General features: G+C 71.7%; 19 protein-coding genes, 1 tRNA gene and 1 pseudogene. 8 read left to right on the top strand and 13 right to left on the bottom strand.

Annotation, left to right across the window (positions count from 1 at the left end):
• Positions 1-13 precede the first annotated feature (13 nt).
• Both egtD and egtE read left to right on the top strand, forming a co-directional pair.
• The gene (egtD, locus tag G6N56_RS15430) at positions 14-979 is read left to right on the top strand and encodes an L-histidine N(alpha)-methyltransferase (RefSeq protein ID WP_085258255.1); all 966 of its coding nucleotides are present in this window, start codon (positions 14-16) and stop codon (positions 977-979) included.
• Positions 976-2,121, top strand: a complete 1,146-nt coding sequence (egtE, locus tag G6N56_RS15425; RefSeq protein ID WP_085258254.1) for an ergothioneine biosynthesis PLP-dependent enzyme EgtE — start codon at positions 976-978, stop codon at positions 2,119-2,121. The genes egtD and egtE overlap by 4 nt, the downstream gene beginning before the upstream one ends.
• Positions 2,122-2,233: 112 nt before the next feature.
• On the opposite strand, the gene G6N56_RS15420 is transcribed toward egtE, so the two are convergent.
• Together G6N56_RS15420 and G6N56_RS15415 are read right to left on the bottom strand one after the other, a co-directional pair.
• The gene (locus G6N56_RS15420) at positions 2,234-2,923 is read right to left on the bottom strand and encodes a class I SAM-dependent methyltransferase (RefSeq protein ID WP_085258253.1); all 690 of its coding nucleotides are present in this window, start codon (positions 2,921-2,923) and stop codon (positions 2,234-2,236) included.
• Between the two features lie 22 nt (positions 2,924-2,945).
• Positions 2,946-4,430 (bottom strand): glutamate-cysteine ligase family protein, encoded by a 1,485-nt coding sequence (locus G6N56_RS15415; protein ID WP_085258252.1) that lies wholly within the window; start codon positions 4,428-4,430, stop codon positions 2,946-2,948.
• A gap of 62 nt (positions 4,431-4,492) precedes the next feature.
• On the opposite strand from G6N56_RS15415, the gene glpK reads away from it, so the two are divergent.
• A complete protein-coding gene (glpK, locus tag G6N56_RS15410; RefSeq protein WP_085258251.1) occupies positions 4,493-6,040 on the top strand; it encodes a glycerol kinase GlpK in 1,548 nt (515 codons plus the stop codon).
• Between the two features lie 106 nt (positions 6,041-6,146).
• Here the strand turns inward: glpK and G6N56_RS15405 are convergent, their stop codons facing one another.
• On the bottom strand, positions 6,147-6,884 hold the full coding sequence (locus G6N56_RS15405) for a PadR family transcriptional regulator (protein WP_085258250.1): 738 nt from the start codon (positions 6,882-6,884) through the stop codon (positions 6,147-6,149).
• Between the two features lie 204 nt (positions 6,885-7,088).
• On the opposite strand from G6N56_RS15405, the gene G6N56_RS15400 reads away from it, so the two are divergent.
• Positions 7,089-7,481, top strand: coding sequence for a hypothetical protein (locus G6N56_RS15400; protein WP_085258249.1), 393 nt, complete (start codon positions 7,089-7,091; stop codon positions 7,479-7,481).
• Between the two features lie 31 nt (positions 7,482-7,512).
• Here G6N56_RS15400 and G6N56_RS15395 read toward each other — a convergent pair.
• Positions 7,513-7,650 (bottom strand): annotated as a pseudogene (locus G6N56_RS15395) (IS110 family transposase); the annotation flags it as partial.
• Positions 7,651-7,730: 80 nt separating this feature from the next.
• Positions 7,731-8,564 carry an RDD family protein gene (locus G6N56_RS15390; RefSeq protein WP_085258247.1) on the bottom strand — a complete coding sequence of 278 codons (834 nt, stop codon included), beginning with the start codon at positions 8,562-8,564 and terminating at the stop codon, positions 7,731-7,733.
• Between the two features lie 25 nt (positions 8,565-8,589).
• Here G6N56_RS15390 and G6N56_RS15385 point away from each other — a divergent pair, with 25 nt between their 5' ends.
• A complete protein-coding gene (locus G6N56_RS15385) occupies positions 8,590-9,591 on the top strand; it encodes a stage II sporulation protein M (RefSeq protein WP_085258246.1) in 1,002 nt (333 codons plus the stop codon).
• Positions 9,592-9,595: 4 nt separating this feature from the next.
• Here G6N56_RS15385 and G6N56_RS15380 read toward each other — a convergent pair whose 3' ends face one another.
• From G6N56_RS15380 to G6N56_RS15360, 5 genes are all read right to left on the bottom strand, one after another.
• Positions 9,596-10,918 (bottom strand): DUF58 domain-containing protein, encoded by a 1,323-nt coding sequence (locus G6N56_RS15380; RefSeq protein WP_085258245.1) that lies wholly within the window; start codon positions 10,916-10,918, stop codon positions 9,596-9,598.
• 73 nt (positions 10,919-10,991) lie between these two features.
• Entirely contained in the window at positions 10,992-11,978 is a 987-nt protein-coding gene (locus tag G6N56_RS15375; RefSeq protein WP_085258244.1) for an AAA family ATPase, read from the bottom strand.
• Positions 11,975-13,129, bottom strand: a complete 1,155-nt coding sequence (locus G6N56_RS15370; RefSeq protein ID WP_085258243.1) for a DUF4350 domain-containing protein — start codon at positions 13,127-13,129, stop codon at positions 11,975-11,977. The genes G6N56_RS15375 and G6N56_RS15370 overlap by 4 nt, the downstream gene beginning before the upstream one ends.
• The gene (locus G6N56_RS15365; protein ID WP_085258242.1) at positions 13,111-13,764 is read right to left on the bottom strand and encodes a DUF4129 domain-containing protein; all 654 of its coding nucleotides are present in this window, start codon (positions 13,762-13,764) and stop codon (positions 13,111-13,113) included. Before G6N56_RS15365 ends, G6N56_RS15370 begins: the two co-directional genes overlap by 19 nt.
• Before the next feature lie 13 nt (positions 13,765-13,777).
• Positions 13,778-14,923: a hypothetical protein gene (locus tag G6N56_RS15360; RefSeq protein ID WP_085258402.1), complete on the bottom strand. Its 1,146-nt coding sequence runs from the start codon at positions 14,921-14,923 to the stop codon at positions 13,778-13,780.
• Between the two features lie 71 nt (positions 14,924-14,994).
• Here G6N56_RS15360 and G6N56_RS15355 point away from each other — a divergent pair, with 71 nt between their 5' ends.
• Both G6N56_RS15355 and G6N56_RS15350 read left to right on the top strand, forming a co-directional pair.
• Positions 14,995-15,459 (top strand): GatB/YqeY domain-containing protein, encoded by a 465-nt coding sequence (locus G6N56_RS15355; protein WP_085258241.1) that lies wholly within the window; start codon positions 14,995-14,997, stop codon positions 15,457-15,459.
• A 49-nt stretch (positions 15,460-15,508) separates the two neighbouring features.
• Complete coding sequence (locus G6N56_RS15350) at positions 15,509-17,668, top strand: FUSC family protein (protein ID WP_085258240.1); 2,160 nt, start codon at positions 15,509-15,511, stop codon at positions 17,666-17,668.
• Positions 17,669-17,672: 4 nt separating this feature from the next.
• On the opposite strand, the gene G6N56_RS15345 is transcribed toward G6N56_RS15350, so the two are convergent.
• The 3 genes from G6N56_RS15345 to G6N56_RS15335 all read right to left on the bottom strand — a co-directional run bounded on the left by G6N56_RS15345 (position 17,673) and on the right by G6N56_RS15335 (position 20,757).
• Positions 17,673-19,367, bottom strand: a complete 1,695-nt coding sequence (locus G6N56_RS15345; protein WP_085258239.1) for a selenocysteine-specific translation elongation factor — start codon at positions 19,365-19,367, stop codon at positions 17,673-17,675.
• The gene (selA, locus tag G6N56_RS15340) at positions 19,355-20,644 is read right to left on the bottom strand and encodes an L-seryl-tRNA(Sec) selenium transferase (RefSeq protein ID WP_085258238.1); all 1,290 of its coding nucleotides are present in this window, start codon (positions 20,642-20,644) and stop codon (positions 19,355-19,357) included. The genes G6N56_RS15345 and selA overlap by 13 nt, the downstream gene beginning before the upstream one ends.
• Before the next feature lie 18 nt (positions 20,645-20,662).
• Positions 20,663-20,757: transfer RNA gene (locus G6N56_RS15335), tRNA-Sec, on the bottom strand.
• A 27-nt stretch (positions 20,758-20,784) separates the two neighbouring features.
• Between G6N56_RS15335 and selD the strand changes: the two genes are divergently transcribed.
• On the top strand, positions 20,785-21,777 hold the full coding sequence (gene selD, locus G6N56_RS15330) for a selenide, water dikinase SelD (RefSeq protein WP_085258401.1): 993 nt from the start codon (positions 20,785-20,787) through the stop codon (positions 21,775-21,777).
• The last annotated feature ends 160 nt before the right edge of the window (positions 21,778-21,937 follow it).

Here is a 21,937-nt window from a genome sequence, read left to right as displayed (position 1 = left end):
CGAAAGGATTGTGATGACGCTGTCGTTGTCCAACCACCTCGAAGCCGACTCGGCGTACCGCGCGCTGCGCCGCGATGTATCGGACGGCCTGCGGCAGTCGCCAAAGTCGTTGCCGCCGAAGTGGTTCTACGATTCGGTGGGCAGCGAGCTGTTCGACCAGATCACCCGGTTGCCCGAGTACTACCCCACCCGCGCGGAAGCGGAGATCCTGCGCGCCAGCGCCGCCGAGGTCGCGACGGCCAGCGACGCCGACACCCTGGTCGAATTGGGCAGCGGGACATCGGAGAAGACACGGATGTTGCTCGACGCGCTGCGCGACCGCGGGCGTCTGCGCAGGTTCGTTCCGTTCGATGTGGATGCCACGGTCCTGTCGACCGCGGCGACGGCGATCCAGCGCGAGTACGCGGGGGTCGAAATCGACGCTGTGTGCGGGGATTTCGAAGAGCACCTGGCCGAGATTCCCCGCGGCGGGCGGCGGCTGTTCGTGTTCCTGGGCTCGACGATCGGGAACCTCACGCCCGGTCCCCGCGCGACATTCCTGTCGGCCCTGGCCGCGCAGATGGGGCCGGGGGACAGCCTGCTGCTGGGCACCGACCTGGTCAAGGACGTCGATCGGCTGGTGCGCGCTTATGACGACGCCGCCGGGGTGACGGCGGCCTTCAACCGCAACGTGCTCGCGGTGATCAACCGGGAACTCGACGCCGACTTCGACGTCGACGCCTACGGGCATGTCGCGCGCTGGAACGCGCGAGAGGAACGCATCGAGATGTGGCTGCGCGCCGACCGTCGGCAGCGCGTGCGTGTCGGCGCCCTGGGGCTGACCGTCGACTTCGCGGCCGGGGAGGAAATGCTGACGGAGGTGTCGTGCAAGTTCCGTCCGGGCGGGGTGAGCGCGGAACTGGCCGCAGCGGGCCTGCGCCGCACCCGGTGGTGGACCGACGTCGCCGGTGACTTCGGGCTGTCGCTGGCCGTGAAGTGACCACGATCGATGCGCTGGCCGACCGGTGGCGGGCGGCCCGGCCGCCCGTGGCGGGGCTGCACATGGACAGCGCAGCCTGTTCGCGGCAGAGCCTCGCGGTGATCGAGGCGTGCGCCCGGCACGCCCGGCACGAGTCCGAGATCGGCGGGTACATCGCGGCCGAGGCGGCCACACCGGTGCTGGACGCCGGTCGGCTCGCGTTCGCCGCGCTGTGCGGCATGCCCGACGCGGAGGTGGTGTTGACCACGGGCTCCCTGAACGCGCTCGACCTGTTGCTGGGCGCGTGGCCGGCGGACCGCCGCACGGTAGCGTGTCTGCCCGGCGAATACGGGCCCAACCTCGCAATGCTGGCGGCACACGGCTTCTCCCGCCAGCTGCTGCCGACCCTCGAGGACGGCCGGGTCGCGCTCGATGACGCGGCGCTGGCCCTCGACCAGGAGCCGCCGGACTTCGTCCACCTGACGGCGGTGGCCAGCCACAGCGGTGTGGTGCAGCCGCTCCCGATGGTGGCGCAGCTCTGCCGCGAGCTGGGCCTGCCGCTGGTCGTGGACGCCGCTCAGGCGCTGGGGCAGGTGGACTGCGAGGTCGGCGCGGACGTGACCTACGCGTCGTCGCGGAAGTGGATCGCCGGGCCGCGCGGTGTCGGGGGCCTCGCGGCGCGCCCAGATCTCCTCGAGCGCCTGCGGCCGCGGCTGGCCGCGCCGGAGTGGGCGCCGCCGGTGAGCGTGGCCCAGCAGCTGGAATTCGGCGAAGCCAATGTCGCGGCGCGCGTGGGCTTTTCGCTGGCGCTCGGCGAGCATCTCGCGTTCGGGCCGCGGGCGGTGCGGGCGCGGCTGGCCGAACTGGGCAGCGTCAGCCGGACGACGCTTGCCGACGTGGCCGGGTGGGCGGTGGTCGAAGAGGTGGACGAGCCCAGCGCGATCACCACGCTGGCCCCCGTCGACGGCGCCGATCCCCAGGCCGTCCGGGACTGGCTGCTGGCCGAGCGGCGGATCCTGACCACGTTCGTCGGCGTCCAGCGGGCGCCCCTGCAGCTCGCCGCGCCGCTCCTGCGGATTTCCCCGCACGTCGACACCACCGCCGACGACCTCGAGGCCTTCGCCGAGGCGCTGATCGCGGCGACCGCGGCGACGGGTACATAGCCCGAACAGAACACTGCCCTTCACCGCGAACAGCGTCGTGTCCGGTTTGGAGAACATCGGCCACAGCCTCGCGGGCCTCTTCCTGCAGGGCACTAGGCCCTGACTCAGGACACTAGTCCGCCTTGTGCGCCGTCAGCAGGTAGGCGGGCAGCTTCATCCGGCCCTTCTCGTCGCGGTCGTGCGGCGGCATCTCGAAGGGCGCGTCGGGGGCGTCCGGGATGTTCGCGTGGATGTGGGCCGGCCGGACCTCGTCGATCTCCCAGTACTTGCTCACCGCGTCGCGCAGCTCGGCCTCGTCGACCTCGTTGGGCTTCGTTTCCATCTCGGCCGGGAAGGCGCCCTTGGCGAACACCAGCACTATGTAGCTCGCGCCCGGGGCCGCCGCGCGGTGCACGGAGCGCAGGTAGCTGTCGCGGGCCTCGACGGGCAGCGAATGGAACAGCGTGCTGTCGACCACCGTGTTGAACCGGCCGGCCGACCCCTCCGGATAAGCGGAGAAGTCCGTGATGTCGGCCTGGACGAAGCCGGCCGTGCTCAGGCCGCGGTCGGAGGCCGCCTTGGTGGCCGCCGCGATGGCGGTCGGCGTGACGTCGATGCCGACCACGGTGTAGCCCCGGGCCGCGAGGGCCAGGGACAACTCGGCGAAACCGCAGCCGGCGTCGAGCACGTCGCTGCGGAACTTGCCGGCCGCGATCAGCGCCACCAACTCAGGCTGCGGCTCGCCGATGTTCCAGGGCGGCGGGCCCTGAAATTCGCCCTCGCCGCGGTAGACACTGTCCCAGTCCATTACTTCGGATGACATGATTCCCCCGTCCGATCGCGTGTCAGTGATCCCAGGTGTGCACGGGTTCGTTGGCGTGCATGTGCTCGCAGTAGCGCCGAAGCATCTCGGCCAACGCGGCGGGCCGGGTCATCCCGCCGTCTTCCAGCGTACGCACGGTCGAGACCTGCCAGCCGGCTCCGTTGCGGCCCGACTTGGCGCGGCCCTCGATCACACCGAGGAACCGGTCGCGCACCTCGGCGTCGACACCCCAGCGGCGCAGCCCCTCGTGGGCGATCGGCAGCAGCGTGTCGAGCACCAGTTCCCGCGCCGGCACGTCGCCCAGCCCCGGCCAGCGTAGCCGCGCCGTTATGCCGTGGCGCGCCGCCTCGAAGAAATTCTCCTGAGCCACGGCGAATTCCGTTGTACTCCAAAGAGGTTCATCCGACTCCGACAGGCCGCGCAGCATGCCGTAGTAGAACGCCGAATTCGCAAGCATGTCGACCACGGTCGGGCCGGCCGGAAGCACCCGGTTCTCCAGCCGAAGGTGCGGGCGCCCCACGCCGTCGACCTGGACGACGTCGTAGACCGGCCGGTTCCACCGGTACACGGTGCCGTTGTGCAGGCGCAGTTCGGACAGGTGCGGGGTGCGGCCGGCGGCCAGCTCGGCGCTCGGGTCCTCGTCGGACACCTCGGGCAGCAGCGACGGGAAGTAGCGGATGTTCTCCTTGTACAGGTCGAGCACCGAGTCGATCCATCGTTCGCCGAACCACACCCGCGGCCGCACACCCTGCGTCTTGAGCTCCTCGGGCCGCGTGTCGGTGCTCTGGGCGAAGAGCTCGATGCGGGTTTCCGACCACAGCTGGTGGCCGAAGAAGTACGGCGAATTCGCGCCGAGCGCCAGCTGCGCGCCCGCCACCATTTGGGCCGCATTCCAGTTGGCGGCGAAGTCCTCCGGCGCCAGCTGCAGATGTAATTGCATGCTCGTGCAAGCGGATTCGGGTGCGATCGACACCGCCTGCCAGCTCAGCGGCTCGGGGCCGGAGATGTTGATCGGAATGTCCTCGCCGCGGGCGGTGAAGATCGAGTCGTTGAGCGCCGCGTAACGCTTGGATTCGCTCATCCAGCCCGTGTCCAGATGCTCGGGCATCAGCGTGGGCAGGATGCCGATCATCACGATGTGGGCGCCGCGCGCGCTCGCCTTGTTCTCGGCGTCGTTGAGACTGGCCCGCACGTCGGACTCCAGGTCCAGCCCGGTGTGTCCGGGCAGCGGCCGCGGTGGCACATTGAATTCGATGTTGTAGGCGCCCAATTCGGACTGGTACGCCGGATCGCCGATGGCCTCCAGCACGTACCGGTTCGACATGGCCGGCTGGTAGTCGGCATCTACCAGGTTGCACTCGATCTCCATGCCGGTGAGCGGCCGGTCGGAATCGAAGCGCGACTGCGCCAGCATCGTCTCGAAGACGTCCAGACACTGCTGCACCTTGCGCCGATATTCCCGCCGATGCGAGCGGTTGTAGGTGGTGCGCTTGACCTCTTCGCCCACACCGCCGATGCAACAGGTTTACCGGCGGTAACGCAAGCCGGCCGGGTAGACCATCATGGACAGTGACGTTCACCGCTCGGGGAGGACAGCAGTTGGCTGAATTCGTAGCCGCCATCGACCAGGGCACCACCAGCACCCGCTGCATGATCTTCGATCACACCGGTTCCGAAGTGGCCCGTCACCAACTCGAGCACGAGCAGATCCTGCCCCGCGCCGGCTGGGTCGAGCACGACCCGGTCGAAATCTGGGAGCGCACCTCCTCGGTGCTCATGTCGGTGCTGAACCGGTCCAACCTGGCCGCCGATGACCTTGCCGCGCTGGGGATTACGAACCAGCGCGAGACGACCCTGGTCTGGAACCGGCACACCGGGCGGCCTTACTACAACGCGATCGTCTGGCAGGACACCCGCACCGACAGGATCGCGTCGGCGCTGCAACGCGACGGCCGCGGCGACGTGATCCACCGCAAGGCGGGCCTGCCGCCGGCGACGTACTTCTCCGGCGGGAAGCTGCAGTGGATCCTGGAGAACGTCGACGGGGTGCGGGCGGCCGCCGAAAACGGTGATGCCCTGTTCGGCACCGCCGACACCTGGGTGCTGTGGAATCTGACCGGGGGCCCGCGCGGCGGCGTGCACGTCACCGACGTCACCAACGCGAGCCGGACCATGCTGATGAACCTCGAGACCCTGGACTGGGACGACGAGCTGCTGTCGTTCTTCGGGGTGCCGCGCGCGATGTTGCCGGCGATCGCGCCGTCGGCGCCGCGCCAACCGTACGGCGTCACCCTCGAGGCCGGTCCCGTCGGCGGGGAGGTGCATATCGCCGGGATGCTCGGTGACCAGCACGCGGCCATGGTGGGCCAGGTGTGCCTGTCCGAGGGTGAGGCGAAGAACACCTACGGCACGGGTAATTTCCTGCTGCTCAACACCGGCGAGAAGATCGTGCGGTCCGGTAACGGGTTGTTGACCACGGTCTGTTATCAGTTCGGCGACGCCAAACCGGTGTACGCCCTCGAGGGTTCGATCGCCGTGACCGGCGCGGCGGTGCAGTGGCTGCGCGACCAGCTGGGCGTCATCAGCGGTGCCGCCCAGAGCGAGGCGCTGGCGCGTCAGGTCCCCGACAACGGCGGCGTGTACTTCGTCCCGGCGTTCTCCGGGTTGTTTGCGCCGTATTGGCGGTCCGATGCCCGCGGCGCGATCGTAGGGCTGTCCCGGTTCAACACCAACGCGCACCTGGCCCGCGCGACGCTGGAGGCGATCTGCTACCAGAGCCGCGACGTGGTGGACGCGATGGCGGCAGACTCGGGCGTCCGCCTCGAGGAGCTGAGGGTCGACGGCGGGGTCACCGGCAACGACCTGTGCATGCAGATCCAGGCCGACGTGCTGGGCGTGGACGTGGTGCGCCCGGTGGTGGCCGAGACCACCGCGCTGGGCGCCGCCTACGCGGCCGGCCTGGCGGTCGGGTTCTGGGCCGATCCGTCCGAGCTGCGGGACAACTGGCAGGAGGACAAGCGGTGGACGCCGGTGTGGACCGACGACCAGCGGGCTGAGGGTTACGCGGGTTGGCGCAAGGCCGTGGAGCGGACCCTGAACTGGGTGTCGGTAACCTGACTCAGCCTTCCGCCGCGAGCGTGCGTGTCGGCACGGCGACACGCCGGTGCGGCCGTACATCTGCGCACGCTCGCGGCGGTAGGGGTCTCGCGGCGGTAGGGGTGGGTCAGTCCTCGCCGAGGATGCCGTAGACCTCGCGTCGCGCATTGTTGAGGATCTCGACGATGCGCTGCTGCTGGTCGGCGTTCGCGGTGTGCGCGGACTGCGCCACCGCGCCGAACAGCTGGCCGATGGCAGCCCGGAGGTTCACCTGACCGGGGTCGGCGCCCGAGGCGATTTCGTCCCACGGTGGGGTGTCGAGCTTCTCGGCCTCCGCGCGGCCGTTGTCGGTCAGTTCGAACAGCTTCTTGCTGCCGTCGCTTTCGCTCGCGGTGATCAGGCCTTCGTCGTCCAGCAGCTGCAGGGTCGGGTACACCGATCCGGGGCTGGGCCGCCAGATGCCGTTGCTGCGTTCGGCGATCTGCTGGATCATCTCGTAACCGTGCATCGGCCGTTCGGCCAGCAGGGCCAGGATCGCGGCGCGCACGTCACCGCGGCGCCCGCGGCCGGGGCCGCCGCGACGGCCTCCACCGCGCCGGCCGCCCGGGCCGAAACCGAAGCCGGGTCCGAAACCCGGGCCGAAGCCCGGCCCGAAACCGGGGCCGAACCCCAGTGGCCCGTCGTGGCCGACGTGGTCGCGGAGGTGTTCGAGGAATTCCTGGCGAGCGTGCCGCCGGGCGCCATGCAGGGCGCGCCGTCCCCCACGCAAGGGGGGTACGCCCACCTCAGGGCCTGGGCCGAAGCCGAATCCGGCGCCCGGGTGGCCGCCGAACGGCGTGCCGGGCGGTGTGAATGGGTTGTTCATGTCGTGTCCTCACGTTTTCAGATGTGGCGCCAGGTTCGGCGCCTTCGGAATATCACGATATATCGAAAACTATCGCGATGCAACGTCCGGGCCATTGTTGACCAGGGACTGCGGCTGAGCTGGGGTGATGCGCGTTCGGGTTTCTCCCGGACTCTCAGGCCCGGCCCGGTTTGCATCCGCCGGGTGCCGGGTAGGAACTCTGTGATGAACGCAAATGACTCCAACCTCGCCGTAGGCAGCGGAGCCCCCGATGCGGCGGAACCGGCCGCCGGCGCCGGGAACCGCAGGCGCAACGTGTGGCCGTGGGTCAACTGGGGGCTGGCGCTGACGACGGTGCCCGCCGCCGCCATCGTCATGCTGTTCGCGCTCGGGGCCGTGATGAGCACCGACGGGTGCAGCGCCCGCAACTGTCCCAACCTGGGTCGCGGGGGGATCGATTTCGGCGTCGCGTTCTACGGTGCGCCCGTGGTGGCGTTCGTGGTGCTGGTCGTCTCGTTCTTCACCGCGAAGCGCCGCGGCGGAATAGTCGTGCCCCTGTGCGGCTGGGTGTTGTTGATCGCCGACGTCGTCTGGATGGCGGCGACCGTATCCGGCTAGACATCCCAGGTGCGTAAGTTGTCAAGCGGCGTTGGTGGTGGGGGTTGTTGTGGCGGTGCGACCACGCTGTTTGTTCGTTGTATGTGGTGTGGTGGCTTAGGCAGCCGTGAATGATGCCGACGAGGCGGTTGCCGACGGCTCGCAGGGCTTGGTGGTGCAGGTCGCCCGCGCACCCGGGCGCCGAGCACAAGTTCGGTCTCCAGATCGCTGATCTGGTGGTTGATCGCCGATCAACTCCCATTAGGCCCGCTAGGCGGGCGGCGAGAATCCGCCGGCGTGTTCCTGCTGCGCCGGCCGGGCCGCCGGCGGCGGCCACGGCGTCATCGGCGGGGGCGGTGGCGCGGAGGGCCGAAGCCGCGCGAGCTCGCGGCGATGGCGTTCGGCCAGGACGGCGGCGAGCACCAGTTCGGGCGGCGCGCCCGGTGGCGGGGGTGGCGCGATCCGCGACGCGACGTCGCCCGCGATGCGATACGCCATCTGCTGCCGTAGTTGCCAGTCCAATTGTGATGCCCGGGAAAGGAATTGGCGCGCGACCTCGGCCCTGCCCGGGTCGAGCCCGGAAAGCTGCAGCGACGACGCCCACCATGCCAGCGACGGCGGCATCACCGGCGGCGGAGTCAGCCGGGGTCCGCGTTCACTGACCACCACGGTGCCGGCGAAGATGTCGCCGATGCGTTTGGCCTTGGGGGACAACAGGCTGCAGATGACGGCGGGGCTCCCGAACAGCATCCAGATCTCCACGACCGACGCCAACGCGCGAAACAGCGCCTGCCGGAAGCGTTCCGGGCCGCCGTCATCGGAAACCACCCGCAGGCCCATCGCGATCTTGCCCACCGATCGGCCGCGGGTGGCGGTTTCCAGCACCAGCGGATACCCGAGGATCACCAGGACTGTGAAGATCAGCAAGACGGCGGTGCTCAGCGCGGTGTCGAACTGGGTCAAGGTGGCCGCCCACAGCATCAGCCCGAGCACGTAGCAGACCAGGATGACCGTGATGTCGATCAGCGCGCTGACGGCCCGCACCGGCAACTGCGCGATCTGCACGTCGAGCACCACGGCATCGCCCGTGACCACCTCCGACATAACACCGAACGGTACCCTGCGCAGGGTGGACGTCGACGCATTCGTGCTGACCCATCGCGGCACCTGGGACCGGCTCAACGAGCTGATCGGCAGGCGCCGGTCGCTGACCGGGGCGGAGGTCGACGAACTGGTCGAGCTCTACCAGCGTGTGTCCACCCATCTGTCGATCCTGCGCTCGGCCAGCACGAACCTGCCGGACTCTTTGCTGATCGGCCGGCTCTCGAGCCTGGTGGCGCGCGCCCGCTCGGTGGTGACCGGGGCTCACGCGCCGCTCAGCAGCTCGTTCACCCGGTTCTGGACGGTGTCGTTCCCGGTGGTGGCGTACCGGTCGTGGCGGTGGTGGGCGGGCACGGCGGCGGCGTTCTTCGCCGTCGTGCTGATCATTGCGTTCTGGGTGGCCAACAATCCCGAGGTGCAGTCGGCGGTCGGGACCCCAAGCGACATCGAGCAATTGGTGAACCACGACGTCGCGTCGTACTACAGCGAGCACCCGGCGGCGGCGTTCGCGCTGCAGGTCTGGGTGAACAACTCGTGGGTCTCCGCGCAGTGCATCGCGCTTGCCGTGGTTCTGGGGCTGCCGATTCCGCTCATCCTCTTCCAGAACGCCGCCAACCTCGGCCTCATCGCCGGGTTGATGTTCCAGGCCGGCAAGGGCGGCCTGCTGGTGGGTCTGCTGGCACCCCACGGCCTGCTGGAGCTGACGGCCGTATTCCTCGCCGGCGCAACGGGAATGCGGCTGGGATGGTCGGTGATATCACCGGGTGACCGGCCGCGGGGGCAGGTGCTTGCCGAACAGGGCCGGGCCGTCGTGTCGGTCGCCGTCGGCCTGGTCGGCGTGCTTTTGGTCTCCGGGCTGATCGAGGCGCTGGTGACGCCGTCGCCGATGCCGACGTTCCTGCGCGTCGGCATCGGGATCGTCGCGGAGGCGGCGTTCCTGGCGTACATCGGATACTTCGGCCGGCGAGCGCTGAAGGCAGGCGAGACGGGCGACATTGAGGACGCCCCGGACGTGGTGCCCACGGGCTGAGCCCTCAGAGCCGGCCGGTCGCTTTCATGGCCAGGTAGCGGTCGGCGAGCGCGGGGGCCAGCTCGGTGGGCGGGGCGTCGACGACCTCCACGCCGCCGCGGCGCAGTCGCGTCGCGATGGCGCCGCGATCGTTGCGGGATTTCTCGGCGGCCGCCGCGTCGTAGACTGCGGCCGCGTCGGATCGGCCGGCCGCCATCTGGTCGACCCGGGGGTCGGCGACCGCGGCGACGAGCAGGTGGTGTCTGGCCGACAGCTGCGACAGCACCGGCAGCAGGCCCTCGTCGAGCGCCGTCGCGTTGAGGTCGGTCAGCAGCACCACCAGGGACCGGCGCCGGGTGCGCCGCAAGATCGTGGCGACGGTTGCGCGCCAATCGGATTCGATGAGGGCGGGCTGCAGCGGGGACATCGCGTCCACCAGCTGCGCGAGGAGTTCGGTGCGCGACGCGCCGAACACGGCGGCCCGGCTCACCCGGTCATGGGCGAGGAAGTCGACATGGTCGCCGGCCCGCGACGCGAGCGCGGCCAGCAACAGGGCCGCGTCCATCGCCCAGTCCAGCCGGGGCCACCCCGCCGGGTCGGCCGCGATGGGGTCCACTCCGACGCGGCCCGCGGCCGTGCGTCCGGTGTCGAGCACGATCACCACGCGCCGGTCGCGTTCGGGTCGCCAGGTGCGCACCACGACGTCGGCGCGTCGCGCGGTGGCGCGCCAGTCGATGGAGCGCACGTCGTCCCCGACGACATATTCGCGCAGCGAGTCGAATTCCGTCCCCTGCCCGCGGATCAGCGTCGGAAGCAGGCCGTCGATCTCCCGCAGCTTGGCCAGCCGCGACGGCAGATGCTTGCGCGACAGGAAAGGCGGCAGCACCCGCACCTGGCCGGGGATCTGCCGTGAACGCTGCCGCCCGGCCAGCCCGAGCGGGCCGATCGACCGGGCGGTCACCGCGGCCGCCCGCTGGTCGCCGCGGCGGACCGGCCGCAACTGAGTCTGGATGCGCTGGCCCTGCCCGGCGGGGATCGTCACCGACTGGCTGCGCGGCTCGGCGCGCGCGCTCGGGGGCCACGCGTCGCGGACCTGACCGCGAAACGCGCGGCGGCCGTCGTTGTGGATCAGCAGCTCGACGTCCACCGGCTGGGCGAGCCGGGCGGAACGGTCGGGCGAGCGCGTGTAGCGCAGGGTGCGGGTGCCGGCCGCCAGCGCCACGTCGACGGCGACGAGGGCCACTAGCGCGACGAGCAGCACCGCGAATGTGTTCGTCGGCGACGGCGACAGCGCGATGGGCACGACGCAGACCAGCGCCAGCAGGCCGGCGCGCCCGGTCAGGATCATTGGCGCCGCTCCTCATCGCTTCGTCCCCCGCAAGCGGGCGGTACCCGCACCGCATCGTCGCGGACGCGAATCACTAGCGGGGCACCGGTACCGAGGCCAGGATCCCGTCGAGCACGCCGTCTGGCGTCGCGCCCTCGAGCTCGGCCTCGGGACGCAGCATGACCCGGTGCCGCAGCGTGGGGCGGGCCATGGCCTTGACGTCGTCGGGCGTGACGTAGTTCCGGCCGGACAGCCACGACCACGACCGGGCCGTGGCCAGCAGGGCGGTCGCCCCGCGCGGCGAGACGCCCAGCTGCAGGGCGGGGGAGCTGCGGGTGGCGCCCACGATGTCGACGATGTAGCCCAGCACCTCGTCGGCGACCAGCACGTGCTGCACGGCCTCCCGCCCGGCCGCCAGCTCGGCGGGCCCGGCGACCGGCTGGATGGCGGACAGGTCGCGGGGATCGAAGCCGTGCGCGTGCCGGCCGAGGATGGCGATCTCGGCGTCCCGCGGCGGCAGCGTGACGTTGAGCTTGAGCAGGAAGCGGTCGAGCTGCGCCTCGGGCAGCTGGTAGGTGCCCTCGTATTCGATCGGGTTCTGCGTCGCGGCGACGATGAAGGGATCGGGCAGCGGGCGGGGTTCGCCGTCGACGCTGACCTGACGCTCCTCCATCGCCTCCAGCAGCGCGGCCTGCGTTTTGGGCGGGGTGCGGTTGATCTCGTCGGCCAGCAGCAGGTTGGTGAACACCGGGCCCGGCCGGAAGACGAACGCTGCGGTGCGGGCGTCGTAGACCAGCGAGCCCGTGACGTCGCCGGGCATCAGGTCGGGGGTGAACTGCACCCGCTTGAACTCCAGGCGCAGCGCGGCGGCCAGCGCCCGGACCAGTAGCGTCTTCGCCACGCCCGGAACGCCTTCCAGCAGCACGTGGCCGCGACACAGCAACGCGATCACCAGGCCGCTGACGACGCCCTCCTGTCCGACCACAGCCTTGGCGAGTTCGGTGCGCAGCGCCAGCAGCGCGTCGCGCGCCGAGTCAGCGGCGGGAGTCTGGGTGGCGGGAGGTGGGGCGGATTGTGTCACGTCTGGGTGACCTGCCTTTCGATGTCGTCGAGCGCACGGGCAAGTTGTAGCAGGTCGTGGTCGGTGGCCGGGGGTGGGCCGAAGAGGTGGTACGAGACGAACCCGGCGTCGGCGCCGATGCGCCGGGCCACGGTCGTGACGACCGCGGGTGGGTGAGCGTCCGGCCCCAGGCCGAGCCGGGGCAGCAGCCGCTGCAGGGTGGCGGTGCGCAAGGCCGCCGCCGCCCGATCGCGGGCCCGGCGGGACCGGTACAGCCGGCCGCGGCCCTCGACTGTCTCCGAGGCGCGCACCACGACCGGCAGCTCCTCGGCGACCAGCGGGCCCAGCCGGCGGCCCTTCCACAGCGCCGCCAGCAGCACGACCAGCCAGAGCTGAACAACGACCCACGTCACGTTCTGCGGGACGAGGTCGAGCACCGAGGCCGACGTCGACGATTCGCCCTCGACGCGGTGCGGCGCGTACCAGACCAGGCGGGGCCGGTCGCCGGCGAGGTTCATCGCGAGCGCCGCGTTGCCCGCCTGCAGCAGGTTCCCGTTGGTCATGAAGTCGCTGTTGCCGACCGCGGTGACGGTGCGGCCGTGGTCCCGGAAGCGGATCAGCACCCCGTCGTAGCAACTGGTCAGGGGCCGGGAATCCTTCGCCCGGTAGGCCTCGCTCGGGCCGAACCGGACCGGGCCGGCCCGAGTCGCTTCTCGCAGCGCGCATTCGGGCTTGCTGTCGAAGCCGGTGCCGGTGCCCGACATCCGGAAACCGGGCAGCAGGGCCTCGCGGGTGCGTGTGGTCGGTTCCACCAACAAGAGGTCACCGGGGACTTTCGCCAGGCGGTCGAGGGTGGCGTCGGCCAGGTACTGGCTCTGCGCCACGAGGATGAGCGTGTCGGGTCGCGCCTCCCGTTCGACGTCGGCGATCCCGTCGGCAACGACAACGTCGACGCCGCCGTCGCGCAGCAACGCCACCAGTGCGTGGGCCCCGTCGGGGCCGGTCGCGGCCGGGTCCATCCGCGCGCCGGGCCGCGGGGCGGTCAGGTAGGCGTCGGTTCCGGCGATCAGGGCGAGCGCCAACAGCGTCAGGATCACCCAGCGCCAGGACCGCCGGCGACGCGTACCGGTGTCGGCGATCGCGGTGGTCGCCGTCACCGGACCTGCGCCCAGGATTCGGGCGACGCGGGCGGCCCCGGTGCCGAGGGCGCGGCCTGCGGTCTAGACCGCAGGTGGTCGTCGAGGTCGGCGATCATCCGATACGCGTCCGGGGTCCCGGGCTGCTCGCCGTAGGTGACGTCATTGAAAGCCGTTGCCGCGCGCGACAACTCGTCGTTCAAGTGCGGCAGCGCGGCACCGGCGTCGCGGGCCAATTCGTTGGCGGTGCGGCCGGGTGCGGGCTCCACTATGCCCGTCTCCTCCAGCTGGCGGGCGACGGCGCGCAGCCGGTGGCGGATCGCGGCCGCCCAATTGCCCTCCGCGGCATAGCTTTCGGCCGTGGCGCGGTGCTGCGCCGCGGTGAGCTGGGCCGCCCCGAACAACTGATAGTCACCGCCGCGGTCGGTGCGCATGGTGCGCCGCGCGACATGGACGGCGGCCACCACCGCGACCGCCAGCAGGACGAAGAGCACCGTGGTGGTGATCCAGCCGCCGGGCACCGTGGCGGCCTTCTGCAGGAGCCGGTAGATCATTTCGTTGAGCCACTCGGTGAACCGCTGGCCGGCGGACTCCTTGCCGTAGATCGGTTTGCCGAGTTCGATCTGAGCGGCCTGGTGCGCGGCGTCTCGATCGATGTCGATGGAAGGCACTGTGTATTGGTCCTCAGCGGGGGCGGGTCAGCCAGAGATTGTCGGTGGACGCGACCGCGTAGGGCCCGCCGACCGCGCCGGTCTGCAGCACCAGGTCGAACGCCTCGGCGCGCATCCGGCGGTCGGTGTACAGCAGCACGATGACCCCGGCGCTGAACGGCGCGGTGATGATCTGGCCGATCGCCGACCCGAACGAGGCCATGGCGGTGCTCGCCAGGAAAGCCACGCCGGACGAGGAGACCAGGAAGAACTGGCTGGCGATGCTGAACGGCGCTCCGACGGCGCCGGCGACGATGGTGACAACGAGGAAGGTGAGTGCCCGGATCCCCAGCACCCGCCAAAAGCCGTTGCGGACCAGCGCGAAGGATCGGGTGATCGCATCGAAGACCGGCAGGCGCTCCAGCACGATGAGCACCGGCGCGAACAGCACCACCGTGTACAGGTACGTCATCAGGGCGAGAACGCCGAGTGCCAGCGGGAAGCCCAACAGGACCGCGGCGGTCACGTTGCCGAAGGCGACCAGCGCCGCCACCAGCACGACGACGAACCCGATGAGGGCCGCCGACACCACGCCCTCCAGCAGCGCCAGCCCCAGCAAGGGCCACAGCCGGCCGCGGATCTTCGCCCACGTCTCGCCCATCGTGATCGGTGACCCGAACACGGCCCGGCCGACGATGACCGTGAGCATGCCGGACAGCAGCATGCCGCCCAGCCAGCTGACGAGGACGCCACCGCTCATGGAGGCCAGGCCGGCGCCGACGACGCCCGCCGGAACCTCGTCGGTGCGTTCCGTGTCGAACCGGCCGTAGGCGGCCAGCGGCGTCAGCGTGGCGATCAGCGTGACCGCGTGGATGATCACCACCACGATCGCGGTCAGTCCCAGGGTCGCCTTCGGGTTGCTCCGGACGTATCCGACTGCGCCGTTGAAGATTTCGCTCAGGGTGAGCGGCCGCAGCGGAATGATCCCGGGCTTGGCCGGCTGAACGTATGGCGGCGGCCCGTACCCGGGCGGGGGGCCATATGCCGGCGGCGGCCCGTACCCGGGAGGGGGACCGTATCCCGGTGGCGGCCCGTATCCCGGCGGCGGGCCGTATGCGGGCGGTGGACCGTACGCCGGGGGCGGGCCGACCGGATAACCAGGCGGCCCGTCGATTGTCATGGGGTCCATCCTGTCGGCGGTCCGGGCATTTCTCAATCCTGACCGACCGCGTGGCGCGTAGCGTCTCGGGCATGGCGGAACTCAAATCCCGGCTGCGGGCCGACCTGACCCAGGCGATGAAGAACCAGGACAAGCTGCGGACCGCGACCCTGCGCATGGTGCTGGCCGCGATCCAGACGGAGGAGGTCTCCGGCAAGCAGGCCAGGGAACTCTCCGACGACGAAGTGATCAAGGTGCTGGCCCGCGAGTCCCGCAAACGTGGCGAGTCCGCCGAGATCTACACCCAGAACGGCCGCGGCGATTTGGCCGCCAACGAGCACGCCGAGGCGCGGATCATCGACGAGTACCTGCCCACCCCGCTCACCGAGGCCGAACTGGCGGACGTCGCCGACACCGCCATCGCCCAGGTGGCCGAGGAGATCGGGCAGCGGCCCGGCATGAAGCAGATGGGCATGGTTATGAAGGCGGCCACGGCGATCGCGGCGGGCAAGGCCGACGGCTCGCGCCTGTCCGCGGCCGTCAAAGAGCGGCTGTAGCGGGCCGCGACGGCGGCACCGCCGCGGGCGGTGGATTTATCATCCACTCATGCTGATCCGGATCCCCTCGATCCGGCAGACGTGGCAGCTGTTGCGGACCAAGGATCCGGAGGGTGATGCGCTGCGCCGCGCGATCCGCGCGGCGATCGCGGTGCCGGTCACGACCGGGTTCGCCTTCTTGGTGGTGGGCGGCAAGGCGGTGCCCCTCTACGCGCTGCTCGGCGCGTTCTGGCTGCTGGTGGTAACCGACTTTCCCGGGAACCGACAGCAGCGCGTAGTGGCCTACCTCGGGCTGGCCGCCAACGGGTTCGCGCTGATCAGCCTCGGCACGCTGGTCGCCCCCAACGCCTGGCTGGCGGTGACGTTGACGCTCGTCCTCGGTGTGGTCGCCAGCCTGGCGGGCATGCTGAGCTCGACGATGTCGGCCGGCCAGCGCGCGACCCTGTTGTTCTACATCTGGCCGGTCTGTACGCCTGCGGGCCCGCTCGGGGACCGGCTGCTGGGTTGGGTCATCGCGCTGGTGATCTGCGTGCCGGCGGCGCTGTTCGTCCTCCCACCCCGGCACTACGACGAGCTGCGTCGCCGCGCCGCACGCGTGTGTGCGGCGCTCGCCGACCGGATGGAGGGCGCCGGCTCGGCCCAAGACGTGACCGAGGCGATGGACGCGTTGCGGGCCAACTTCCTGGCCGCCAGCTCCCGCCCGGTCGGCCTCAGCGCGGGCAGCCGGGCGCTGGTTCGCCTCGTCGACTTCCTGGAACTGATCGCCGACGTGGTCGACGACCGGACGGCGTCGGTCCTGGGAGCGGTCAACACGCCGGCCGTCGACGTCCTGCGCTGCTGCGCCCGCATGCTGGACGCATCGTTGACGGCGGAACTGCCGGCCAACCGTGCGGCGCTCGACGAGGCGCTGCCCCGGTTGCGGTCGCGGGCGCGTCACGAGTACCGCGACAACGTCGCGCTGGTGCTCGCCGCGCCGGACGACGTGGCCGCGGTCGCCGTCGGACGGCGGCTGCTGGAGTGCCGGGTGATCGCGACGACGGTCGCCCTGGCGGGCAGGGTGATCGTCGCGGCGGTGGCGGCCGACGCCCGGCCCGTGTGGGCGCGGGCCCTCGGCCTGAGACTGCCGCCCACCGGCTTCGCCGACCGGTTGTCCCCGGAGACCGTCGCCGGCACCATGACCCTCAGCGCCTTCCTGGCCGCCCGGTCCGTGGCGGCCCACAACGGCCTGCGCATGGGCGTCGGGTTGGCGCTGGCGGTGGCGGTCGCGCACCTGCATCTTGTCGACCGCGGCTTCTGGGTCGTGGTCGGAACGATGCTGGTGCTCAGCAGCAGCGCGCTGGCCACCCGAACCAAGGTCGTGCAGGCGGTGACGGGCACCGCGGTCGGCATTGTCTTCGGCGGATTGCTCGTCGCCGCCGTGGGCGTCACACCGGGGGTGCAATGGCTGCTGGTGCCGATCACCGTGTTCGCCTCCACCTATCTGCCGCGCTTCGTTTCGTTCGCCGCCGCGCAGGCCGTGGGCACGTTGAACCTGTTGACCATCCTGAGCCTCACGCTCCCCACCGGTTGGCGTATCGGCCTGCTGCGCATCGAGGACATCGCGGTGGGCGCGGCCGTCGGCATGGGCGTATCGCTGCTGTTGTGGCCGCGCGGCGCCACGGCCGCGGTGTCCGCCCTCATCGACGCCGCCCGCGACGTCAACGTGCGCTACCTGCGGGCGGCCGTGCTGCGGGTCACCCGGCATCGGCCGGGGGACGACGCCGATCTCGCCGTTCTGAGCCACGATGCCCTGGTGGGCAGCCGGCGCGTCGACGACGCTGTGCGCCATTATCTTTCGGAGACCGGCAGCGGTGCCGACCTGCGCACCCCGGTCGTGCGGGCGGCCAACCGCGCCACCTGGGTACGCCTGACGGCGGACATGATCGCCGACATCAGGACGCTGCCGCCGGCCGGGGCGTGCCCGGCTACCCGGTCGCTGTTGGAAGCCCACCTCGACTTCGCCGTCGAGCAGATCGCCGGGCGGGTCGACACCGGCGACACGGTGGGGCGTCCGATGGCTGGCGAATTCGTCCGGGCGTTGCGCGCCGAGTCACCCGCGGGCCCCGAGGCGGTCGAGGCCGCTCAGCCGCTCGTCACCGTGGCGGCCAACCTCGCGCAACTCGAGTTGATCGCGGCCAGGTCGCGCGAAACCGTGGCCCAACCGCTCTGACGGGTCAGGCGATCGTCCGCGTGCCGTCGGCGGCCCGCCGCGTGACGCGGCGGGCGTCCAACTGATCGAGCAGGGGCACGGCGACCCGGCGGGTGGTGCCGAGCGCGCGGCGCGCCTCGCTGACGGTGAACGGCTGCGGCAGCGTCGCGAGAATCCCCGCCGCCCGATCGACAGCGTCCGGCCCCAACACGACCCCGTCGGCGATCCGGCTCAGCCGCCCGGCGCGCACCGCCGCGGCGAGCTCGCGCGGACCCAGCTTCAGCTCGGCCAGCTCATCGGCCTCCGGCGCCCGGAACGGCTCGTCGGCCAGCCACTCCTCGATCGTGCGCACCGCCTTGTCGACCCGAGCCGGCAGAGCCGCCCCGGGCGCGCGCACCAGCCCGTTGACGACCTCCAGGCCCGTGCCGTCGAGCAGCTTGGACACCAGCTCCGTCGCGGGCAAGCCGGCCTGTTGCCGCACCGCTTCCAGCGGCATCCCGGCCGCAACCTCGTGCGCGTCCGCCCAGCGCCGCACCGCGGCGGTCGCGCGCTCGCGCCGGTCGGCCCACCACCGCGGGGCGACCACCCAGTCACCGACCCGCAGCCCCGAAAGCGCCACGCCCATGGCGTGCAGCTCGGTCGCCCGGGCGCAGTCGGGCGGCCGGACGCGGCCGGTCGCCAGCTCGGCGGCCCGGTCGCGGGCCGCGCCGCGGCGGCGCAGCGCGGGCGGGCGGACGTCGAGCACCGTCACCCCCGCCGCGATCCGGTGTTCCCCGGGATCGCGCAGCAACCCGACGTCACCGACCCGCAACGGCAGGGGGGCGGACAGCCGCAGCCGCGCGGCCGCCGGCCCCAGCGGGCGCACGTGTACGGGCACCGCGGCGGACCCGATGTGCAGGACGAGCTGACGGTGCAGGGCGCCCGCCGAACGGAGCGTGACGTCGATCTCCGCGGTGTCCAGCCACGCGCCGGGCGTCCGGAGGGCGTTCCCGCGGCCGATGTCGTGACGGTCCACGCCCCGCAGGTTGAGCGCGACACGGGCCACCGGACCGACCGCCGAATGGCCACGGCCCAGCGACTGCAGCCCGCGCACGGTGACGCGCCGCCCGGCGTGTTCCAGCTCGTCGCCCACCCGGACGGTGCCGGCGGCCAGCGTGCCCGTCACCACGGTGCCCGCGCCCCGGACCGAGAAGCTGCGGTCCACCCACAGCCGCAGGTCGGCGTCGGGGTCGGGGGCCGGCAGCCGGTCGGTCAGCGCCAGGAGCTCCGCGCGCACCCGGTCGAGGTCGGCGCCGATCGCGACGGGAGCGCCGGCGAGCGAGGTGGCGGCGAGCCGCTCGGACACCTGCGCAACGGCCGGGGCGGGGTCGGCAAGGTCGGCCTTCGTGATCACCACGAGGACGTGGCGCACCCCGAGGGCGTCCAGCGCCGCGAGATGCTCCTCCGACTGGGGCATCCAGCCCTCGGTGGCGGCCACCACGAACAGGATCGCCGGGACGGCGCCCACCCCGGCCAGCATGTTGGCGACGAACCGCTCGTGGCCGGGCACGTCGACGAACGCCAGCTCGCGGCCCTCGATCTCGGTCCAGGCGAAGCCGAGGTCGATGGTCAGGCCGCGGCGCTGTTCCTCGGCCAGCCGGTCCGGCCACATGCCGGTCAGCCGGTGCAACAGGGTGGACTTGCCGTGGTCGACGTGCCCGGCCGTCGCTATGACGAACATGCCAGCACCGCCTCCGCCAGCAGCTCGTCGTCCTCGGGCGGCACCGTGCGCAGGTCGAGCAGGCACCGGCCGGCCTCGAGGCGACCCACCACGGGCGGGTTGCCGGCGCGCAGCGCGACGGCGTAGGGCGCGGGCAGGCTGACGGCGGCGCTGGGCAGCCGCACGCCCGGTGCCCCGCCCCCGCCGACCGCGGCGACGCAGTCGACCGCCGCCGCGTCGGGCAGTCGGGCGGCGAGCGATTCGGCGCGGACGCGCAGCTCCGCCACGTCGGCGCCCAGCGCCCGGGCGACGGGCGGCGGCGGGCCCGTCAGGGTGGCCTCCAGCGCGGCGAGGGTGAGCTTGTCGACGCGCAGGGCGCGGGCCGCGGGGTGGCGCCGGAGCCGCTCGATCAGCTCCTGGCGGCCGAGCAGCAGGCCGGCCTGGGGGCCGCCGAGGAGTTTGTCGCCGCTCGCGGTGACCAGGTCCGCGCCGTCGCGCAGGGTCGACGTGGCGTCGGGCTCGTCGGGCAGCAGCGGGTGCGGCGCGAGCAGCCCCGAGCCGATGTCGACCACCAGGGGGACGTCCAGCTGTGCCAGCTCCGGGACGCCGACAGCGGACGTGAACCCGGTGACGTGGAAGTTGGACGGGTGCACCTTGAGGACGAACCCGGTGTCCGGCCCGATCGCCCCGGCGTAATCGCGCAGGCTGGTGCGGTTGGTGGTCCCCACCTCGCGCAGCCGCGATCCCGTCGACTCCAGCAGCTCGGGAATCCGGAAGCCGTCGCCGATCTCGACGAGCTCACCCCGGCTGAGGACGATCTCCCGGCCGGGGGCCAGCGTGAGCGCGGTCAGCAGCAGCGCGGCGGCGTTGTTGTTGACGACGTGCACGCCCCCGGCGGTCGGAACCGCGCGGGCCAGCGCGGCCAGGGTGCCCCGGCCCCGGCGCGCGCGCCGGCCCGTGGCCAGGTCGAACTCGACGTCGGTGGTCCCGGACGCGGCGACCACGGCGTCGACGGCGGCCCGCGACAGCGGGGCGCGGCCCAGGTTGGTGTGCACCACCACGCCCGTGGCGTTGACGACGGGCCGCAGGCTGGACGCGGTGGCGGGGAGCGCGGCGACGGCGTGCTCGGCGACCCGCTCGGGCTCGATCTCACCCGCTCGCGCACGCCGCTGGGTGTCGGCGATCACCGACTTCACCAGCGCGCGGCCCAGCACGCGCTGCGCCTCGACCAGGCGCGGGTCGGCAAGCAGGACGTCGGTGCGCGGCACGAGCCGTCGCTTGTCACTTGGCTCGGTCATCCCGGGTCCGAGGGAGGATGGCGGAGGCGGACGGGAATCGAACCCGCCAGCGGCAGCGACTGCCGTTCGACGGTTTTGAAGACCGCGCCGGTCACCAGACCGGACACGCCTCCCTGGACCATGTGGACAATTATGGACGCGTGACCTATCGACTGACTCAGTACGCTCACGGCGGCGGCTGCGCGTGCAAGATCCCGCCCGGTGAACTGGAGGACATCGTCCGCGGGCTCGCGGCGAGCGCGCCCCGCGATCCGGTCGGCGAGCTGCTGGTCGGGCTGGACAGCGGCGACGACGCCGCCGTCGTGCGCATCGAGGGCGGCAAGGCGCTGATAGCCACGACGGACTTCTTCACCCCCGTCGTCGACGACCCCTACGACTGGGGCCGCATCGCCGCCACCAACGCGTTGTCCGACGTTTACGCGATGGGTGGCCGCCCGGTGGTCGCGGTGAATTTGCTCGGTTGGCCGCGGGACGTGCTGCCGTTCGAGCTGGCGGCCGAGACGTTGCGCGGCGGGCTGGACGTCTGCGGCCTCGCCGGCTGCCATCTCGCGGGCGGCCACAGCGTCGACGACCCGGAGCCCAAGTACGGCCTGGCCGTGACCGGGATCGCGGATCCGAACCGGTTGTTGCGCAACGATTCCGGCAAACCGGGAACCCCGCTGTCGCTGACCAAGCCACTCGGCGTCGGCGTGCTGAACAGCAGGCACAAGGCGACGGGCGAGCGCTTCGCGGAAGCCATCGCGGTGATGACCACCCTCAACGCCGGGGCGGCCGCGGCGGCGCTGGCAGCGGGCGTCGAATGCGCCACCGACGTAACGGGTTTCGGTTTGCTCGGGCACCTGCACAAGCTGGCGCGGGCGAGCGGCGTCACCGCGGTGATCGACCCGGCCGCGGTGCCCTACATCGATGGCGCGCGCGACGCGCTGGCCGCCGGCTACGTCAGCGGGGGCACGCGGCGCAACCTCGAGTGGGTGGCACCGCACGTCGACCTGTCTGCGGTCGGCGAGGACGAGGCCCTGCTGCTCGCCGACGCCCAGACCTCGGGTGGGCTGCTGATCGCCGGGGAGATCCCGGGCGCGCCCGTCATCGGGGAGCTGGTGCCCCGCGGCGAGCACACGATCATGGCGCGCTGAGAGGCGAAGCTTCGGCGTCACGCACCGATCGCTTGAGTCACACAACGGCGATCGCTGTCTCGGTGCGAAAAGGCACCGGCGGCGAGGATATCGGTCATCGCGCCGTGATAGCCGGCCGCGCCGGCTCGGACGGGGTTTTCGATTTCGGCGTCGAGTTCCG

This window comes from Mycobacterium saskatchewanense (assembly GCF_010729105.1).
In the GTDB taxonomy this organism is placed as follows: domain Bacteria; phylum Actinomycetota; class Actinomycetes; order Mycobacteriales; family Mycobacteriaceae; genus Mycobacterium; species Mycobacterium saskatchewanense.
The sequence above is the reverse complement of the archived record's forward strand: the minus strand, read 5'-3'. Positions and strand labels throughout refer to the sequence as shown.

Bases quoted from the DNA above. Each gene is read 5' to 3' on its own strand.
- G6N56_RS15380 (WP_085258245.1), bottom strand. From the start codon at position 10,918: ATGATCCTGACCGGGCGCGCCGGCCTGCTGGCGCTGGTCTGCGTCGTG.
- G6N56_RS15420 (WP_085258253.1), bottom strand. From the start codon at position 2,923: ATGTCATCCGAAGTAATGGACTGGGACAGTGTCTACCGCGGCGAGGGC.
- G6N56_RS15405 (WP_085258250.1), bottom strand. From the start codon at position 6,884: ATGAACAACCCATTCACACCGCCCGGCACGCCGTTCGGCGGCCACCCG.
- selA (WP_085258238.1), bottom strand. From the start codon at position 20,644: ATGACCGAGCCAAGTGACAAGCGACGGCTCGTGCCGCGCACCGACGTC.
- G6N56_RS15345 (WP_085258239.1), bottom strand. From the start codon at position 19,367: ATGTTCGTCATAGCGACGGCCGGGCACGTCGACCACGGCAAGTCCACC.
- G6N56_RS15400 (WP_085258249.1), top strand. From the start codon at position 7,089: ATGAACGCAAATGACTCCAACCTCGCCGTAGGCAGCGGAGCCCCCGAT.
- G6N56_RS15360 (WP_085258402.1), bottom strand. From the start codon at position 14,923: ATGACAATCGACGGGCCGCCTGGTTATCCGGTCGGCCCGCCCCCGGCG.
- G6N56_RS15390 (WP_085258247.1), bottom strand. From the start codon at position 8,564: ATGTCGGAGGTGGTCACGGGCGATGCCGTGGTGCTCGACGTGCAGATC.
- G6N56_RS15350 (WP_085258240.1), top strand. From the start codon at position 15,509: ATGCTGATCCGGATCCCCTCGATCCGGCAGACGTGGCAGCTGTTGCGG.
- egtD (WP_085258255.1), top strand. From the start codon at position 14: ATGACGCTGTCGTTGTCCAACCACCTCGAAGCCGACTCGGCGTACCGC.
- G6N56_RS15355 (WP_085258241.1), top strand. From the start codon at position 14,995: ATGGCGGAACTCAAATCCCGGCTGCGGGCCGACCTGACCCAGGCGATG.